Consider the following 17486-nt stretch of genomic DNA (forward strand, 5'->3'; position numbering starts at 1 on the left):
GCGGGCTCGCGGCGGGGCAGCCCGGGGCGGGTACCGGTTCCCGCGCGGCGGAGGGACCGGCTGACGGGCCCCGGTGGGCCCGGCCGGCGGCGCGTGGCCGTCCGCGCGCCGCCGTCAGTCCCCCGTCCGCGCCCGGGCGATGAGGACCGCCACGTCGTCGTGGTTGTCGGGATGGTGCAGGGTGCGGACGAGAAGGTCGCAGACCTCCTCCAGGGGGCGGGCCGGGTCGTCGAGGAGGCCGAGCAGTGTGTCCAGGCGTTCGTCGAGGGAGTGACTGCGGGTCTCGACCAGGCCGTCGGTGTAGAGGACGAGTTCGTCGCCGGGGCCGAAGGTGAAGACGGTCGTGGTGAACTCGACGCCTCCCACGCCCAGCGGCGCCCCGGTCGGCAGGTCGAGCAGCTCCCGCCCGCCGTCCCGCCGGATGTGGACCGGCGGCAGATGACCCGCGTTGGCGATCAGGCAGCGCCGACGGCGGGGGTCGTGGACGGCGTACAGGCAGGTGGCGATGGAGTGGTCCAGCTCGGAGGTGATCCGGTCGAGGTGTTCGAGGAGCACCGCCGGGTCCAGGCCGAGGGACGCCAGGGTGTTGGTGGCGGTGCGCAGCCGTCCCATGGTCGCCGCGGCCGTGATGCCGCTGCCCATCACGTCGCCCACGACGAGCGCGGTCCTGCCCTCGCCCAGGGCAATGACGTCGAACCAGTCGCCGCCGACCTCGGTGGCGGCGCCGGCCGGCTGGTAGCGGGAGGCGACTTCCAGGCCGCCGGTGACCGACGGATGAGTGGGCAGCAGGCTGCGCTGGAGGGTGATGGCGGTGTCGCGGGCGTTCTGGTACCAGCGGGCGTTGTCGATCTGCACCGCCGCGCGTGCGGCCAGCTCACGGGCGAGCAGCAGATCGTCCTCGCCGAACGGCAGCGGGTTGTGGATGCGCTTGAGGTCGAGGGCGCCGAGCACCTCCCCGCGCGCGATGAGCGGGACGGCGAGGTAGGAGTGGACGCCGGCGCGCGCGAGCAGGGCGGCGGCCTCCGGCGAACGGGCGATGCGCGGCAGGTCCTCGTCCTTGACCTGCGGGATCATCACCGGCCGCGCCGAGCGTACGCACTCCGTGACCAGACGGTCGGGACCGTAGCGGGCCACCTGTCCCGGCGGGTCGGCCGCCTGCATCGCCTCGGGCGCGTCGTCCGCCCGCACGGCCAGCGCCCGGATCACGGCCGGCTCGCACGGATCGGCGCTGCTGCGCCGGCCGCCGATCACCGAGTCCAGCAGGTCGACGGCGGCCACGTCCGCCAGTTCCGGCACCGCGACGTCGGCCAGTTCGCTGGCGGTGCGCTCCAGCTCGAGCGTGGTGCCGATCCTCGCCGACGCGTCCGCGATGAGCGCCAGCCGCCGCCGCGCCGTCTCCGCCTCGACGCCCGCCCGGCGCTGTTCCGTGACGTCCACCACCGACTTGGCGACGCCCAGCACCGTGCCGAGGGAGTCGTCCAGCCGGTACAGCGACACCGACCAGGTGTGGTCCTCGTACGGGTCGGCCGCGGTACGCCCGGTGACGGGGTGGCCGACCAGCGGCTGCCCGGTCTCGAGGACGTGGCGCAGGGCGGTCTCCAGCGCGGCCACGTCCAGCATGGGCAGCACCTCGCCGATGGTCCGGCCGACGTGCTCCTCGGCCGGGACGCCGTTGATCCGCTCCAGTGCCGCGTTCACGGACACGTAGCGCAGCCCGGTGTCCAGGACGGCCAGTCCGATCGGTGACTGCGCGATCATCCGGGTGGACAGGGCGACGTCCTGCTCCAGCTTGCGCACGGTCGACTGGTCGGCGGCGAGACCGAGGGCGTAGACGTCGCCCTGGTCGTCCAGCAGCCGCATGTTGCGGAACTCCACCAGGCGGGTGCTGCCGTCCTTGCGGCGCACGGGGAAGGCGCCGGCCCAGCCCCGGCCGGTGGCCATGACGTCGGCGAACAGCTTCCTGACCAGATCGAGGTGCTCCTCGTGCACCATCACCCGGGCGGCGTAGGCGCCGAGCGCCTCCTGTGCCGGGTAGCCGAACAGCTCCTCGGCCTGGGGGCTCCACAGCACGATGCGGCCCTCGGCGTCCAGCACCACCGAGGCCACGCCCAGCACGTCGAGCAGGCCGCTGGGCCGCTCCGGTCCACTGCCCGGCTCGGTCCCGTCGGCCACCGGTGGCCCGGTTGCTCCCATCCCACGCACCGCCTTCGCCGTCCGCCAACGGCACGCCGTCCCGTGCCGACTCCCCTTGCCGTTCCGCGCTCAACCATCTCTCTTACGCCACGACCGCCCTACTCCACCATCCCTCAACATGACTGGGGGTGTCTGTCGATGGGACGGGATCGAAATGGTCCATCCGAGGGGGAGTGCGGCCGCAGCCCCTCACTGGCGTGCACATGTCGAGCTGTACATCCGGGAATGTGGTGGTTTTCTGGGAGTGCGGCACGGCGTCGTGTGGGAACTCGCCGCCGTACCGCAGCGCGCCCACGAGAGGAGCCACCATGATGGACACCGAGCGAGCGCATCCGGAATCGGTCTCCCTGGAGATCAGCGGGTGCAGCAAGGAAGACGCCCGGATCGTGTTCGACAGCCTGTGCGCCTACTTCGACTCGGACCGCTGCTCCGAGGACGTACCGCGCGACTGGCACGAGGTCAGGCCGACGGTGTGGCTGGGCACCTTCGAGGTCTCCGCGCCGCACGAGGGCGCGCATCCCCCCACCCCCCGGCTCTCCGCCTCCGTCGAGGCCGACGCGCACGGTGGCTACTGGGCGATCGACCGCTTCCGCACCACCCTGCACGACCTGTTCGACGTCCACGACCTCGGCACGGCCTCCGGTGACCAGGAGCGTGAGTTGCACGTGCGCCTGGAGAGCCGCTGACCGGTGTGGCGCAACGGACAGCCCCTCCATTGTGCAACTAGTTGCATAAACCGGGCGCGGTCCTCTACAACAGAGGCACGTCACCGCGCACGGAGGGGCCATGACCCGTTACCCGCATCTGCTGAGCCCGCTCGACCTGGGCTTCACCACCCTGCCCAACCGCGTCCTGATGGGCTCCATGCACGTCGGTCTCGAGGAGGCCGAACGCGGCTTCGAGCGGATGGCGGAGTTCTACGCCGCCCGGGCCCGCGGGGGAGTGGGCCTCATCGTCACCGGCGGCATCGCGCCCAACGACGAGGGCCGGCCGTACGAGGGCGGCGCCAAGCTGACCACCGGCGACGAGGCCCGCCGGCACCGGCAGATCACCGAGGCCGTGCACCGCGAGGGCGGCCGGATCGCGATGCAGCTGCTGCACTTCGGCCGGTACGCCTACCACCGGGACCTGGTCGCCCCCAGCCCCCTCCAGGCCCCGATCAGCCCCTTCCCGCCCCGTGAGCTGACCGACGCCGACATCGAGCGGACCGTCGACGACTACGCCCGCGCCGCCCGTCTCGCCCGGCAGGCCGGATACGACGGCGTGGAGATCATGGGCTCCGAGGGCTACCTCATCAACGAGTTCATCGCCACGCAGACCAACCACCGCGCCGACCGCTGGGGCGGCTCGTACGAGAACCGCATGCGCTTCCCGGTCGAGATCGTCCGGCGGGTGCGTGAGGCGGTCGGCGCGGACTTCATCGTCATCTACCGGCTGTCCATGCTCGACCTCGTGCCCGGCGGCTCCACCCTCGGCGAGGTCATCACCCTCGCCAAGGCGGTCGAGGCGGCCGGGGCGACCATCATCAACACCGGTATCGGCTGGCACGAGGCGCGCATCCCGACCATCGCCACCTCCGTGCCGCGCGGCGCCTACACCTGGGTCACCAAGCGCCTGATGGGCGAGGTGTCGCTCCCGCTCGTCACCACCAACCGCATCAACACCCCGGAACTGGCTGAGGAGTTGCTGGCGGGCGGGTGCGCCGACATGGTGTCCATGGCCCGCCCGATGCTGGCCGACCCCGACTTCGTCGCCAAGGCGCAGGCCGGCCGCCCCGAGGCCATCAACACCTGCATCGGCTGCAACCAGGCCTGCCTCGACCACACCTTCAGCGGGCAGATCACCTCCTGCCTGGTCAACCCGCGCGCCTGCCACGAGACCGAGCTGGTCCTGTCCCCGACCCGGCTGCGCAAGCGCGTCGCCGTGGTCGGCGCGGGCCCGGCCGGCCTCGCCTGTGCCGTGAGCGCCGCCGAACGCGGCCACGAGGTCACGCTGTTCGACGCCGCCGGCGAGATCGGCGGGCAGCTCAACGTCGCCCGCAAGGTCCCCGGCAAGCAGGAGTTCGACGAGACGCTGCGCTACTTCCGTCACCAGCTCGACGCGCACGGCGTCGACCTACGCCTGAACACCCGCGTGGCGGCCGCCGACATGGCCGGCTACGACGAGGTCGTCGTCGCCACCGGCGTCACCCCGCGCACCCCGGACATCCCCGGCGTCGACCACCCCAAGGTGCTCGGCTACCTCGACGTCCTGCGCGACGGGGCGCCCGTCGGCGACAGCGTCGCCGTCCTCGGCGCCGGCGGCATCGGCTTCGATGTCGCCGAATACCTCACCGACGGCGGCGACAAGGCCCACGAGGACCCGGCGACGTACTTCCGTCAGTGGGGTGTCGACATGGACTACGAGGGCCCCGGAGGCCTCGCCGCCCCCGAGCGCCCGGCCGCGCCGCGCACGGTCCACATGCTCCAGCGCAAGTCCACCAAGGTCGGCGCGGGCCTGGGCAAGACCACCGGCTGGATCCACCGCACCGAGCTGAGGCACCGCGGCGTCACCATGGTCCCCGGCGTGCGCTACGACCGTATCGACGACGCCGGACTGCACGTCACCGTCGGCGACACCAGCACGGTCCTTCAGGTCGACACCATCGTGCTGTGCACCGGGCAGGAGCCGCGCCGCGACCTCTACGACGAGCTGGTCGCCGCCGGGTGCAGCGCGCACCTGATCGGCGGTGCCGACGTCGCCGCCGAACTGGACGCCAAGCGCGCCATCAAGCAGGGCACCGAACTGGCGGCCGCCCTGTAGGCGCCGGGGCCGTCCCTAGGATGGCCACCATGTCACTCCCGCACGCGATTCTCACCGCCCTGCTCGAAAGGCCGTCCTCGGGGCTGGAGCTGACCCGCCGCTTCGACAAGTCGATCGGCTACTTCTGGTCGGCGACGCATCAGCAGATCTATCGCGAGCTGGGAAAGCTGGAGGCCGACGGACTGATCCGGGCCCTGCCGGCCGAGCAGCCGGCACGCGGGCAGAAGAAGAGCTACGAGGTCCTGCCCGCGGGCCGTGCCGAACTGGTCCGCTGGACCGCCGCCGCGCAGGAGCCCAAGCCGCTGCGGGACACGCTGCTGCTGCGGCTGCGCGCGGCGGCCGTGGTCGGCACGGCGGGTCTGCGGGACGATCTGCGCCGCCACCTCGACCTGCACCGGGTCCAGCTGGCGGAGTACGAGGAGATCGAGCGGCGCGACTTCCCGCCCGGCAAGGACAGCCCCCAGGACCGGTTGCAGCACCTGGTGCTGCGGGCCGGCATCGACCTGGAGACCTTCTGGACCCGCTGGCTGGAGCACGCGCTGGCGGAGCTCGCCGAACTGCCCCCGGAGCAGGACCGCTAGGGCCTGTCCGGCAGGTCCTGGAGCCGGTGGCTCAGAGGCGGTACGGCTTCGAGCGGCGGCGCAGGAACCAGACCGTGGCGATCACCGCGGTGCCCACCAGCGCCCCGCCCCCCACCAGCGTCAGCGCGCCGTAGTCCCGCGTGCCGCCGCCGACGCCACCGACGACGCCCCGGGTGGGTGAGGGCGTGGTCGTCGCCGAGATGGTCGGCGTGGACCCGGCGGCGACGATGACGGACTGGGTGCCGGCGGTGTTGCCGTTGGAGCACATGACGATGACCGTGTACGTGCCCGGGGTGACGTTCGTCCAGGCCGAGCCCTGCAGGGCGCTCGAACCGGTCAGCGCCACCTGGCGGCCCTGGGCGAAGTTCGTCTGGCTGCTGTTGAGGATCGACGCGGTGCCCCATCTGCCGTTCAGCTGGGTGCAGGCGCTGGTGGTCACCGAGACCGTGGAGCCGCTGGTGCTCACGGAGATCCCGGTGTTCGCGGCGGCCGGCCCTGCGACCAGGGCCAGCGGCAGCGCGGCGGCTGCCACGGCCGCCCCGAGGAGAGGCTGAGAAGTACGCATGGGACTGCCCTCCGGCGGCACGGTTGGCGGTACATCCCTTGCGCCGCCTGGGTCGGGGAACGCCCGTGCTGCCTCACAAAGGAAGCCAACGCGGCCCCGGCCCCTCCCGCATGCGGACCGCACCCGCCCAGGTGACGCACCCCGTCGTCCGGGGGACGGGAAGGGCTCTCAGAGCGCCTCGCCGGTCGTCACCGTCCGTTCCGCCGAGAAGCCGCCCCAGGTGCCGTCCGGGAGCCGGGGGCGGATCCGCACCCGGTGACTCACGCCGGCCTCCTGCCCGATGTAGAAGCTGTACGCCGCCTTGTCCCGGGGCGCCGTCCCGCCGAAGACCAAGGAGGTGGCCGGACGGCCGTCGAGCTGCACCTGGTACTCGGTGATCACTCCGTCCACCTTCGGCGGCACCCACGAGAGGTCGATGTGGTACGCCCCGTCGGCGCGCCGGGTCGTCGCGCGGAAGGCGGCCGGCGCGGTGTCCCGCCCCTCGTCCGTGCCCGGCGCGGTGGTGAGCCGGACGGCGGCACTGGCGGGGGAGAGGTTGTCCGCGGCGTCTCGCGCCCGGACGGTGAACGTGTAGCGGGTGCCCGGCCGCAGACCCGTCACCACCGTCGCGGTCTGTGCTCCGCCCACGCTGTGGATCTTCGCGGCCCCCTGGTAGACGTCGTACGACGCCACGCCCCGATCGTCCGTCGACGCCGCCCAGGACAGCTGCACGGCCCGGCTGCCGGCGGCCCGCCCCCGTGCCTCGCCGGGGCGGGAGGGGGCCGAGGCGTCGGCCGCGACGGCCGCGGGGGTGCGTGCCCGCACCTGACGGCTGCGCGGCCCGAGCCGCCCCTCGGTGTCCCGGGCCCGCACGGTGAAGACGTAGGTCGTCGAGGGCCGGAGCCGGGTGACGTCCACCATGTGCGCGGCTGCGTCGACCTCCTGGACCTTGGTGGCGCCGCGGTACACCTCGTAGCCGGCGACGCCCTCCGAGGACACCGCGTTCCACATCACGTGGACGCTGGTCGCGCTCCCGGCCGCCGCGGTGACCCCCGTCGGCGCGGCGGGCAGCCGCCCCTCGTCGCCGTCCGCCGCGCCACCCCGGCCGCAGGCCGGCACGGACAGCAGCACACCGAGGGCCAGGGCAGCGGGCACGGGAACGCGTCGCACGACTCGGCCTCCAGGGACGGCAGGCGGCAATGGTCCGGACCAATATGCGCCCACTGATGCGATCACATCAAGAGGGCGGGCCGTACCGAGCACCTCGCGCCGTTCCGTATGCTGAAGCGAGCACGGCCGAACTCTCCCCGGGAGGGCGGGAGTTCGTGCTCCCCGGTGCGGACCGCTGTCGTCGCTGATCCCGCGCCGGGCCGGGGCGGCCCGGCGGCCCGAAAGCCCTGCACGGGCCCCCGGGCCCCCGGGTCCACAGGTGGGCGGGCGTGGCGTGCGCCGTCCGGACCCCTCGGGTGGCCCCATGATCGGAATCAGCATCGGATGGTGCTGAGTGACCGTCAGTGTCCCCCAGCAGAGAGCTCCTTATCGTGCGTGTCCAGTCCCTCGCGCTGGCCGCGGCAAGTGCCGCCCTGCTCGCCCCGGCGACGTCCACGACCGCCCACCCTCCCAAGGAACCCCGCACCCGGCACGAGAGATCCGCCGACAGCACCGTCCGCGCGGCCGACCTGCTGGCCAGGGTGCGCCACTGCGACCCCGTGTCCCAGGGCCGCTACCGCACCGACGCCGGCCGGCCGGCGACCGTACGCGTCTGCGCAACCCGCGACGCCGTCTTCTGGACGGCCGACCTGGACATCGACTGCGACGGCCGCCCGGGCCGTCACTGCAACCGCCGCACCGACCCGTACTTCTCCGCCGGCACGGCCTTCCAGGCCTCCGACGGCCGCCCTCTGAACGCCGAACACCTCCCCTTCGTCGTCGTACCCGTGCCGAGCCGTATCTGGGACCACCGCGAGCACGGGGTGCGCGGCGGTGCGGTGGTGGCCCTCGTCCACCGCGGCCGGGTGCAGTACGCGGTCGTCGGCGACACCGGGCCGCGCGAGGTCATCGGCGAGGCGTCGTACGCCGCCGCCAAGGCCCTCGGCATCCCGCCCGACCCCCGTGGCGGCGGCACGGACTCCGGTGTCACCTACGTCGTCTTCAAGGGCTCGCGGATCTCGCCCATCGAGGACCACGCCGCCGCCGTGGCGGAGGGGCAGCGGCTGGCGCGGCGGTTCGTGGACGGCGGCTGAGCGGGCGGGTTCACCCACGAGCGGGGCCGCGGCCCGGTCGTCTGGAGCTTCGGCCCCGCCGGGTTGCCGATGGCGACCGTCTTCCGGCGTGTCGCTCGACCGGCCGCGTCGCCACGGCACGGGCCGCGCCCACCGCACCGGCGGGGGCCTGCCCCGCCGGCCGCGGAGTTCGCGCGCGGGCGGCTCGGCGTGCGTGGCGGCAGCCGGTCGGGCGGCTGCCGGTCGGGCGGCGGCGACGGGGCGAGCGGGGGTGGCCGACCGTGCCCTCTCCGCCGTCGCCCGCGAGGCCGGGTCCGGGCTTCAGACCTTCCGGTAGCTGTACGCCTCGGAGGCTGCCGCCGCCACCGCGTCCAGGTCGGCTCCCGTGCTCGCCGTGACGACCGCGGCGACGGCGCCCTCGACGAACGGGCAGTCCACCAGCCGGGTCCGGGCAGGGAGTTCGTCGCCCTCGGCGAGCAGTGTCTTCACGGTGAGGACGGCGCTGCCGAGGTCGGTGAGGACGGCGACTCCGGCCCCACGGTCCACGGAGGCTGCCGCGGCGGCGATCAGCTCCGCGCTCGTGCCCAGCTCACCGCCCTCGGTGCCGCCCGCCGGGGCGACGGGCACCGCCGTACCGCCGCCCGCGAGCCCCTGCGCCAGCTCGGCCACGGACACGGCCACCTGCGCGCTGTGCGACACCAGCACGATCCCGACCAGCTTCCCGTCACTCACCGGCGGCCTCCGCGAGTGCCGCGACGAGCAACGCCGACGACGTGGCGCCCGGATCCTGGTGCCCGATGCTCCGCTCGCCCAGATAGCTCGCCCGGCCCTTGCGGGCCTGCAACGGCGTGGTCGCCAGCGCACCCTGCTCGGCGGCCTCGCGCCCGGCGGCGAAGGAGTCGGCGAGCGCGTCCACGCCCGGTACGAGGGCGTCGATCATCGTCTTGTCGCCGGGCGCCGCCCCGCCGAGCGTCATCACGGCGTCCACGCCCTCCCGCAGTGCCTGGGCGAGCTGTGCCCGGTCGACCTCGGCGGCGTCGCCGAGCGCCTTGCCGGTGCGGCGCAGCAGGGTGCCGTACAGCGGCCCGGAGGCCCCGCCGACCGTCGAGATCAGCTGCCGTCCCGCCAGGATCAGGAGGGCGCCCGGCGTGGCCGGGGCCTCCTTCTCCAGAACCGCCGTCACGGCGGTGAACCCGCGCTGCAGATTGCTGCCGTGGTCGGCGTCCCCGATGGGGGAGTCGAGGGCCGTGAGCCGTTCCGCCTCGCGGTCCACAAACGCGGCCGTCGCCGTCATCCAACGGCGGAAGAAGTCGGCGTCGAGCACTGGGCCTCCTCGCGTGGTAGGTGCGTCGATCGTCCCGTCTCACATGCCCCAGCGCAGCCCCGGCGTGCTCACCGGCGCGTCCCACAGCCGGAGCAGTTCCTCGTCGACCTGGCACAGGGTGACCGAGGCGCCCGCCATGTCGAGGGAGGTCACGTAGTTGCCGACCAGGGTGCGGGCGACGGGGACCCCGCGCTCGGTGAGCACCCGCTGCACCTCGGCGTTGAACCCGTACAGCTCCAGCAGCGGAGTCGCCCCCATGCCGTTCACCAGGACCAGCACCGGATTGCGCGGGCCGAGGTCCTCCAGTACGGCGTTCACCGCGAAGTCCGCGATCTCGCGCGAGGTCATCATCGCCCGCCGCTCCCGGCCCGGCTCGCCGTGGATGCCGATACCCAACTCCAGCTCGCCCGTGGGCAGATCGAAGGTGGGGGTGCCCTTGGCGGGCGTGGTGACGGCGCTCAGCGCCACACCGAAGCTGCGCGAGCTCTCGTTGACCTGCCGCGCGATCGCCTCGACCCGCTCCAGCGGCCGGCCCTCGTCGGCGGCGGCACCGGCGATCTTCTCCACGAACAGCGTGGCGCCGGTGCCCCGCCGCCCTGCGGTGTAGAGGCTGTCGGTGACGGCCACGTCGTCGTTGACCAGCACCTTGGCGATCTGGATGCCCTCGTCCTCGGCGAGCTCGGCCGCCATGTCGAAGTTGAGCACGTCACCGGTGTAGTTCTTCACGACGAACAGCACCCCGGCCCCGCTGTCCACGGCCGCAGCGGCCCGCAGCATCTGGTCGGGCACCGGGGAGGTGAAGACCTCGCCCGGACAGGCGGCCGACAGCATCCCGGGCCCCACGAATCCGCCGTGCAGCGGCTCGTGCCCCGAGCCGCCGCCGGAGACGAGCCCGACCTTCCCCTGGACGGGTGCGTCCCGCCGCACGATCACCCGGTTCTCCACATCGACGGTCAGCTCCGGATGCGCCGCCGCCATACCTCGCAGCGCGTCCGCGACGACGGTCTCCGGGACGTTGATGAGCATCTTCATGGGTGTCTCCTGGGTAGCCTAACAGGGCAGTCACTGAACTGCGTCTTTGCTGGTCAAAGTGAGTGTGAGGTTTGTGATCTTGGCGGTCCATGGCGGCCGGAAGCGGGTTCTGACGGTACTGATGCTGACTTAGATGACGGATCGTCAGGTTGGTCGGACGGTTGGGTGAGGCTTGGTCGGGATGCCGCTGTCGGCAGTATCGGTCTTGCGGCAGCAAAGGTCACGCGCGAGAACGGCATGGGCGCGCCCCGGTCCCGAACCAGGATGTACCGGATGTCGGCGTCTTAGCACGCTGCGCCTCGTCGACAGCTGTTATGAGGGATCCTTCAGGCCTTGCTTGTGTCGGAAGCGCCTGTGAGGCGGCCCCAGCCGCTCGGGTTAACCGCGGTCCTACGTCAGCACATTCTTCGGCTGCTGGTGGTGCGCCATGTATGGCATCGCGACCAGGGAAAGCGAAGGTCGGGTTAGCTATAGGTAGGGCGTTGGTCCGTGTATGCCGGGGGAGGCGGTACAGACGACGAGGTGGTGTGACTGGTCGGGGTCGAGGAAGTACTGGCAGTTCAGCTCCAGGGACCCGACCTCGGGGTGGAGGAAGCGTTTGACCTGGCCGGGGCGGACGCCCACCTCATGCGTGGCCCACAATCTCCGGAACTCCTCGCTGTGCTCCAGGAGGAGGTCGGCGTAGTGGGCCGCGCGGGAGTCCGGGCCTCTCAGTGTGGCGACCTGGCGCAGTCCGGACGTGAACATGCGGGAGAGCAGGTCATGGTCCTGCGGTGCGTACAGCGCGCGGGTGGCCGGGAGGGTGAACCAGCGGTAGCCGATGCTGCATTCCGGCCCGGTGAACCGGGTGGTGTCGCCGGTCAGGGCCACGCCGAGCGGGGTCTGGCGCAAGGTCTCCCCGAGTTCGGTGACGATCTCGGCGGGGGTGTCGGCCAGGCGATCGAGGATGCGCAGCAGGCCGGGGCCGACGTGTTCGCCGGCCGTGCCGCGGACGGACGGGTTGTGTCCGGCCAGACGGATCAGATGGTCACGCTCGTCGAGTGACAGATGCAGGCCCTGCGCGATCGAGGCGATCATCTGTTCGGAGGGTTGCGGGCCGCGTCCCCGTTCCAGCCGCGCGTAGTAGTCGGTCGACATGTGGCACAGCGCCGCCACCTCCTCGCGGCGCAGGCCGCTGGTCCTGCGGCGCTGTCCCCGCGGGAGCCCGACGTCCTCGGGCTGCAGCAGCTCCCGCCGGCGCCGGAGGGAGGCGGCCAGCCCGGCCCGATCGATCTCCATGGGTCCTCTCCTTCGTACCGTAGAAGATGATCACGGCCATTCGCTCTCTTCGCGCAGTGCGCGATGAAGTGAAGCGAAGCGGCAACAAGTGATCGTTGGCCGCGCCGGGCGCATCCCCTCACGTCCCGACGCGGCCGCACTCCCTGGCTCAGCCCGAAAACCTTCTTGCAGTCGGCGATGGCGAGGACGGTCGCGGACTGCTCCTCGGGCTCGGGCTTGCGCAGTTCGATGCGCACACGGCGCTGGTCGCCCTCGGCGATGAGGAGCTGCTCGAAGGCGCTGTAAAAGGCCTGGATCATCTGACCCGACGGCTTTTCGGACTTCTTGTAGGACATCAACTGGCGCCTATTGCCGCCGGAGGTCGGGTTCGGCTCCGGGCAGACTACTGGCGCTAAGGCATGTTCGACGGATCGTGTGACGGGTGGGTGCCGATGGTGCCGAGGCCGCCCGCGGCCTGGGGGAACGGGGCGGTTTGCCCGGCTACGCGTGTGCGCGATCAGACCGAGGTGCGTTGGCCGATGGTCGTGTGCCGTTGATTTCTACCGGCGGCGCCCCGCATCTGCAGTACGCACGTTGCTTGCACAGAGCGATGTTCGCTGGCCGAGCTGGAAGCCAAGAGTTTGTCGGGGCAGCTCGGTAACATCATTTGGTCGAGGCGTGGCGACGGTGCGGTCTCGAGCGGATGGGAGGCTGGTCAGCGTGACCACCAGTCAGTCGCCAGGGCGAGGCAAGAAAATCCACCCAGGAGCGTACAACGCCCTCATAGAGGCGCTCGCCTCCATCTACTGGTACAAGAAGGACCTGAAGAAGTTCATCGAGACTCGGGCGGCGGGTCGCCCCGCCCTGGTAGCGGGTCTTGACTACGAGGACTACAAGCGGGCCTTTGCTGAGGAATTCGTCGACCGATTGATGGCTGACGAGGAGCAGTACCGGGATCTGACTTTGAGCATCATGCTCGAAGTCGCTCAGATGGACACCTTCCCGAGTCTCAAGCGTCATGCTGACGCCGCTGTGCTGGTGCCAGCGGCTGAGGAAGCAGTGGCCGCTCTGCGAAGTTGGACGGACAAGCACCAGGACCTGGTGGTGGAACAGGAGGTCATAGCCGCGGAGTTGGCTGAGCGGAGGGCGGAGATCGAGGCCACTCAGGGCTTCGCGGGCAAGCTTGCCGCGCTCAAGGACCAGTTCCTGGAGCTGCGGCAGATGGAGAATCGACAGCGCTGGGCCGGAAGTAGCGCTACGCCAACCAGACAGGCAACTGTTACTTCTCGGCCTACCAGGCGTTGGCCGAGTAAGGAGCGGGTCAGGGGCTAAAGACCCCCATGGAATCGGCTGCCACGGACGCGTCGGTCAGGGCCGCGAGATACCGTTCGGCGTCGAGCGCGGCGGCGCAGCCGGAGCCGGCCGCGGTGATGGCCTGGCGGTAGGTGTGGTCGACGACGTCGCCGGCGCCGAAGACGCCCGGGACGTTCGTGCGGGTCGAGGGTGACTCAACCGTCAGGTAGCCCTCGGAGTCGAGGTCCAGCTGACCCTTGAAGAGTTCGGTGCGCGGGTCGTGGCCGATCGCGATGAACAGGCCGGTTGCGGCCAGCTTGCGTGTCTCTCCGGTCAGGGTGTCGCGCAGCGTTATGCCGGACAGCATGCCGTTCTCCTCGTGGAGTCCGGCGACTTCGCTGTCGAAGGCGAAGGAGATCTTGTCGTCGGAGAAGGCGCGGTTCTGCATGACCTGGGAGGCGCGCAGGGTGGAGCGACGATGCACGACGGTCACGGACCTGGCGAAGCGGGTGAGGAAGGTGGCCTCCTCCATGGCGGTGTCGCCGCCACCGACGACCACGATGTCGCGGTCGCGGAAGAAGAAGCCGTCGCAGGTGGCGCACCAGGACACGCCCCGCCCGGACAGTTCGTCCTCCTTGGGGAGGCCGAGCTTGCGGTAGCCGGAGCCCGTCGCGACGATCACCGTCTTCGCGCGGTGAACGGTTCCGGCGGTGTCGGTGACGGTCTTGACGTCGCCAGTCAAGTCGACGGCGACGATGTCGTCGTCGACCATCTCGGCGCCGAACTTCTCAGCCTGGGCCCGCATGTTCTCCATGAGCTCGGGGCCCTGGACGCCGGTCGGGAATCCGGGAAAGTTCTCGACCTCGGTCGTGGTCGTCAGCGAGCCACCGACGAAAATCGCGCCACCGAAGACGAGGGGGCTGAGGCTGGCGCGTGCGGTGTAGAGCGCGGCGGTGTAGCCCGCAGGGCCCGAGCCGATGATGATGACGTCGCGGATGTCCGTGGTGGTGTTCATGCTTGCGGCTCCGGCGCGATCTCCGCGATCAGGCCCTCGACCAGCACCTTGATCTCGTCGCGGATCGGACGGACGGCCTCGACACCCTGGCCGGCCGGGTCTTCCAACTGCCAGTCCAAGTACCGCTTGCCGGGGAAGACCGGGCACGTGTCGCCGCAGCCCATGGTGATGCAGACGTCCGACTCCCTGACCGCGTCCACGGTCAGCATCTTCGGCACCTCCGCGGAGATGTCGATGCCCACCTCGCGCATCGCCTCGACGGCGGCGGGGTTGACGTCGTCCCCCGGGTTGGAGCCGGCGGAACGGACCTCGACACGGTCCCCGGCCAGGTGGGTCAGCCATGCGGCGGCCATCTGGGACCTGCCGGCGTTGTGCACGCAGACGAACAGCACGGAGGGCTTGTCGGACATCAGGAGGTCTCACTTGTCTCACGAAGACATCAGGCACGAATGACTTCAGCGCCCGGTGGTGTCAGTCACCACTGATATGAGAGTATCAGCGCATGATGACGTCAGTCGACACTGACCTGATCCGGGTTCTGGCGGACCCCGTCAGGCTGCAGATCGTGACCCTGCTCGCCCAAGAGACGCTGTGCACCACCCACCTCGTGGAGGAGACCGGCGCCCGGCAGACCAACCTCTCCAACCACCTGAGAGTGCTGCGCGAGGCCGGTGTGGTCGAGACGGAGCCGTGCGGCCGCTACACGTACTACAAGCTCCGCCCGGACGTCCTCGCATCCCTCGCCGGTCAGTTCGCCGACCTGGCCGAGTCCGCCCGCAACGCCGCCGACAACAAGAGGGCCTGTCCGTGACCCGCACCGAAGCCCCCGCGATCACCCAGGAGTCGTCGGTCGTCGCGAAGTTGTCCACGCTCGACCGGTTCCTCGCCGTGTGGATCCTCCTTGCCATGGCCGTCGGGCTCGGCCTGGGCCGAGCCGTTCCGGGCCTGAACGACGCCCTCGCCAAGGTCGAGATCGGTGGTATCTCCCTCCCGATCGCCATCGGCCTCCTGATCATGATGTACCCGGTCCTGGCCAAGGTCCGCTACGACAGGCTCGACGCCGTCACGGGCGACCGCAGACTCATGGCCTCGTCACTGGTGATCAACTGGATCGTCGGCCCAGCAGTGATGTTCGCCCTGGCGTGGATCTTCCTGCCGGACCTGCCCGAGTACCGCACCGGCCTGATTATCGTCGGCCTGGCCCGCTGCATCGCCATGGTCATCATCTGGAACGACCTCGCGTGCGGCGACCGCGAAGCGGCGGCCGTACTCGTCGCGTTGAACTCGGTCTTCCAAGTGCTGGCGTTCGGCCTGCTGGGCTGGTTCTACCTCGACCTGCTGCCCGGCTGGCTTGGTCTGGGCGACGGCGAGCACCTGGACATCTCCATGTGGAAGATCGCTCTGAACGTCGTCATCTTCCTCGGTGTCCCGCTGTTGGCTGGCTTCCTCACCCGCCGTCTTGGAGAGAAGAAGCTCGGCCGTGAGACGTACGAGTCCAGCTTCCTGCCGAAGATCGGCCCGTGGGCGCTGTACGGCCTGCTCTTCACGATCGTCGTCCTCTTCGCCCTCCAGGGCAGGACGATCACCTCGCAGCCGCTGGACGTGGCCCGCATCGCGCTGCCGCTGCTGGTGTACTTCGCCGTGATGTGGGCCGGCACCTTCCTCCTGGGCAAGGCGATCGGCCTCGCCTACGACCGCACGGCCACCCTCGCCTTCACGGCCGCCGGCAACAACTTCGAACTGGCCATCGCGGTCGCCATCGCCACCTTCGGCGTGACCTCCGGCCAGGCCCTCTCCGGCGTCGTAGGACCGCTCATCGAAGTCCCCGTCCTGATCGGCCTGGTCTACGTGTCCTTGGCCTGGCGCAACAGGTTCGCCCCGTCCGCCGTGACCACCGGGGGAAGGGATCTCTGATGCGCCGTCCCGGCTGCCGCGCCGAGGGAACGACCAGCACGGCCGCAGGCCTTCGCCGTGATCGCAGGATCGCCGTCCGCCACGAGCACCCGCGCCTCACGAACCGCCACACGCCTGAGCGTTCCCTTCCCGGACGCCCCGGCGAGGCCATGGCCCGCACCGTACTGTGCAGCACCGGCGCGGCAGGGCGGGCGGCATGACGGAGCGGACCGACGTGGTGGTGATCGGCGGTGGCCAGGCGGGGCTCGCCGCCGGCTACCACCTGCGCCGCCAGGGCCTGGACTTCGTCGTCCTCGACGCCCAGGCCACCCCTGGCGGGGCCTGGCAGCACACCTGGAACTCGCTGCACCTGTTCTCCCCGGCAGCCTTCTCCTCCCTTCCCGGCCGCCTCATGCCGACGCAGCCAGGGGAGGAGTACCCGGACGCCGGGCACGTGGTGGCGTACCTGAGCGACTACGAGAAGCGGTACGACCTGCCCGTGCTGCGGCCGGTCCGGGTGCACGGCGTGCACGACGACGGAAGGCTCCTGAGGGTGGAGACCGACTCCGGCACGTGGCACGCCCGCGCGGTGATCAGTGCGACCGGTACCTGGTGGCGCCCCTTCCTCCCCGCCGTCCCGGGCCGAGGGGACTTCGGAGGGCGGCAACTGCACACGGTTTCCTACCGGAAGCCACAGGACTTCACGGGCCGCCGGGTGATCGTCGTCGGAGGCGGCAACTCGGGCGCGCAGATCGCCGCCGACCTCGCCCACGAGACCGAGCTGACCTGGGTGACCCAACGGCCGCCCCGCTACCTCGCCGACGACATCGACGGCCGTGCCCTGTTCGATGCGGCCACCGCCCGCCGCCGCGCCCTCGACGAGGGCCGCACCGACACCGGAGGCGTCGCCTCACTGGGGGACATCGTCGCGGTACCGTCGGTGCGTGAGGCCAGGGACGCCGGGCGGCTCAAGGCATCGCCCATGTTCGTACGCCTCGACCGGGACGGTGTCGTCTGGGCCGACGGTACGAGGGCGTTCGCCGACGCGGTGATCTGGTGCACCGGCTTCCGGCCGGCCCTCTCGCACCTGTCGCCCCTCGGCCTGCGCGGCCCGCGCGGCCACATCGCCACCCAGGGCACCCGCTCCGTGCAGGAGCCTCGGCTGCACCTCCTCGGCTACGGCGACTGGACGGGCCCCGCCTCCGCCACGCTGATCGGCGTCGGACGACCGGCCCGCGACGCTGTCCGTGAGATCGTCGGGCTCCTCGCCGCCGGAGGGTGATCCGGGCGAAACGTCGGCCCAGGGCGCTGATCACCCGGCAGGGCATCG

At 71.3% G+C, this 17486-nt stretch carries 17 protein-coding genes; 8 read left to right on the top strand and 9 right to left on the bottom strand.

From position 1 onward, the window contains the following. Positions 1-114: 114 nt before the first annotated feature. Positions 115-2193, bottom strand: coding sequence for a SpoIIE family protein phosphatase (locus ACGF8A_RS26135; RefSeq protein ID WP_393112189.1), 2079 nt, complete (start codon positions 2191-2193; stop codon positions 115-117). A 311-nt stretch (positions 2194-2504) separates the two neighbouring features. Here ACGF8A_RS26135 and ACGF8A_RS26140 point away from each other — a divergent pair, with 311 nt between their 5' ends. The 3 genes from ACGF8A_RS26140 (at position 2505) to ACGF8A_RS26150 (ending at position 5576) form a co-directional block, all read left to right on the top strand. Next, a complete protein-coding gene (locus ACGF8A_RS26140) occupies positions 2505-2879 on the top strand; it encodes a hypothetical protein (RefSeq protein ID WP_393112263.1) in 375 nt (124 codons plus the stop codon). A gap of 100 nt (positions 2880-2979) precedes the next feature. Next, a complete protein-coding gene (locus ACGF8A_RS26145) occupies positions 2980-4995 on the top strand; it encodes an FAD-dependent oxidoreductase (RefSeq protein WP_393112191.1) in 2016 nt (671 codons plus the stop codon). A gap of 29 nt (positions 4996-5024) precedes the next feature. After that, positions 5025-5576 (top strand): PadR family transcriptional regulator, encoded by a 552-nt coding sequence (locus ACGF8A_RS26150; protein WP_393112193.1) that lies wholly within the window; start codon positions 5025-5027, stop codon positions 5574-5576. 31 nt (positions 5577-5607) lie between these two features. Here the strand turns inward: ACGF8A_RS26150 and ACGF8A_RS26155 are convergent, their stop codons facing one another. Next, a complete protein-coding gene (locus ACGF8A_RS26155; RefSeq protein ID WP_393112195.1) occupies positions 5608-6141 on the bottom strand; it encodes a hypothetical protein in 534 nt (177 codons plus the stop codon). 168 nt (positions 6142-6309) lie between these two features. Continuing rightward, positions 6310-7290: a fibronectin type III domain-containing protein gene (locus tag ACGF8A_RS26160; protein ID WP_393112197.1), complete on the bottom strand. Its 981-nt coding sequence runs from the start codon at positions 7288-7290 to the stop codon at positions 6310-6312. A 371-nt stretch (positions 7291-7661) separates the two neighbouring features. Between ACGF8A_RS26160 and ACGF8A_RS26165 the strand changes: the two genes are divergently transcribed. Further along, a complete protein-coding gene (locus tag ACGF8A_RS26165) occupies positions 7662-8363 on the top strand; it encodes a glycoside hydrolase family 75 protein (protein ID WP_393112199.1) in 702 nt (233 codons plus the stop codon). Between the two features lie 300 nt (positions 8364-8663). On the opposite strand, the gene ACGF8A_RS26170 is transcribed toward ACGF8A_RS26165, so the two are convergent. From ACGF8A_RS26170 to ACGF8A_RS26185, 4 genes are all read right to left on the bottom strand, one after another. Then, positions 8664-9074, bottom strand: coding sequence for a PTS-dependent dihydroxyacetone kinase phosphotransferase subunit DhaM (locus tag ACGF8A_RS26170; RefSeq protein ID WP_393112201.1), 411 nt, complete (start codon positions 9072-9074; stop codon positions 8664-8666). After that, on the bottom strand, positions 9067-9666 hold the full coding sequence (dhaL, locus tag ACGF8A_RS26175; RefSeq protein ID WP_393112203.1) for a dihydroxyacetone kinase subunit DhaL: 600 nt from the start codon (positions 9664-9666) through the stop codon (positions 9067-9069). The genes ACGF8A_RS26170 and dhaL overlap by 8 nt, the downstream gene beginning before the upstream one ends. Positions 9667-9705: 39 nt before the next feature. Beyond that, on the bottom strand, positions 9706-10698 hold the full coding sequence (gene dhaK, locus ACGF8A_RS26180) for a dihydroxyacetone kinase subunit DhaK (protein WP_393112205.1): 993 nt from the start codon (positions 10696-10698) through the stop codon (positions 9706-9708). Between the two features lie 468 nt (positions 10699-11166). Beyond that, positions 11167-11976 (bottom strand): helix-turn-helix transcriptional regulator, encoded by an 810-nt coding sequence (locus tag ACGF8A_RS26185; RefSeq protein WP_393112207.1) that lies wholly within the window; start codon positions 11974-11976, stop codon positions 11167-11169. A 699-nt stretch (positions 11977-12675) separates the two neighbouring features. Between ACGF8A_RS26185 and ACGF8A_RS26190 the strand changes: the two genes are divergently transcribed. Continuing rightward, positions 12676-13287 (top strand): hypothetical protein, encoded by a 612-nt coding sequence (locus ACGF8A_RS26190; protein ID WP_393112209.1) that lies wholly within the window; start codon positions 12676-12678, stop codon positions 13285-13287. Here the strand turns inward: ACGF8A_RS26190 and trxB are convergent. Both trxB and ACGF8A_RS26200 read right to left on the bottom strand, forming a co-directional pair. Continuing rightward, positions 13277-14263 (bottom strand): thioredoxin-disulfide reductase, encoded by a 987-nt coding sequence (trxB, locus tag ACGF8A_RS26195; protein ID WP_393112211.1) that lies wholly within the window; start codon positions 14261-14263, stop codon positions 13277-13279. The two genes, ACGF8A_RS26190 and trxB, sit on opposite strands and share 11 nt — an antisense overlap. Beyond that, positions 14260-14673 (bottom strand): arsenate reductase ArsC, encoded by a 414-nt coding sequence (locus ACGF8A_RS26200; RefSeq protein WP_393112213.1) that lies wholly within the window; start codon positions 14671-14673, stop codon positions 14260-14262. Before ACGF8A_RS26200 ends, trxB begins: the two co-directional genes overlap by 4 nt. A 92-nt stretch (positions 14674-14765) precedes the next feature. Here ACGF8A_RS26200 and ACGF8A_RS26205 point away from each other — a divergent pair, with 92 nt between their 5' ends. From ACGF8A_RS26205 to ACGF8A_RS26215, 3 genes are all read left to right on the top strand, one after another. Beyond that, on the top strand, positions 14766-15074 hold the full coding sequence (locus ACGF8A_RS26205) for an ArsR/SmtB family transcription factor (protein ID WP_393112215.1): 309 nt from the start codon (positions 14766-14768) through the stop codon (positions 15072-15074). Then, positions 15071-16177 (top strand): ACR3 family arsenite efflux transporter, encoded by a 1107-nt coding sequence (gene arsB, locus ACGF8A_RS26210; RefSeq protein ID WP_393112217.1) that lies wholly within the window; start codon positions 15071-15073, stop codon positions 16175-16177. The genes ACGF8A_RS26205 and arsB overlap by 4 nt, the downstream gene beginning before the upstream one ends. A 196-nt stretch (positions 16178-16373) precedes the next feature. Then, positions 16374-17438 (top strand): ArsO family NAD(P)H-dependent flavin-containing monooxygenase, encoded by a 1065-nt coding sequence (locus ACGF8A_RS26215; RefSeq protein ID WP_393112219.1) that lies wholly within the window; start codon positions 16374-16376, stop codon positions 17436-17438. Positions 17439-17486: the final 48 nt, after the last annotated feature.

Source organism: Streptomyces sp. NPDC047706 (assembly GCF_043204795.1).
Lineage (GTDB): Bacteria > Actinomycetota > Actinomycetes > Streptomycetales > Streptomycetaceae > Streptomyces.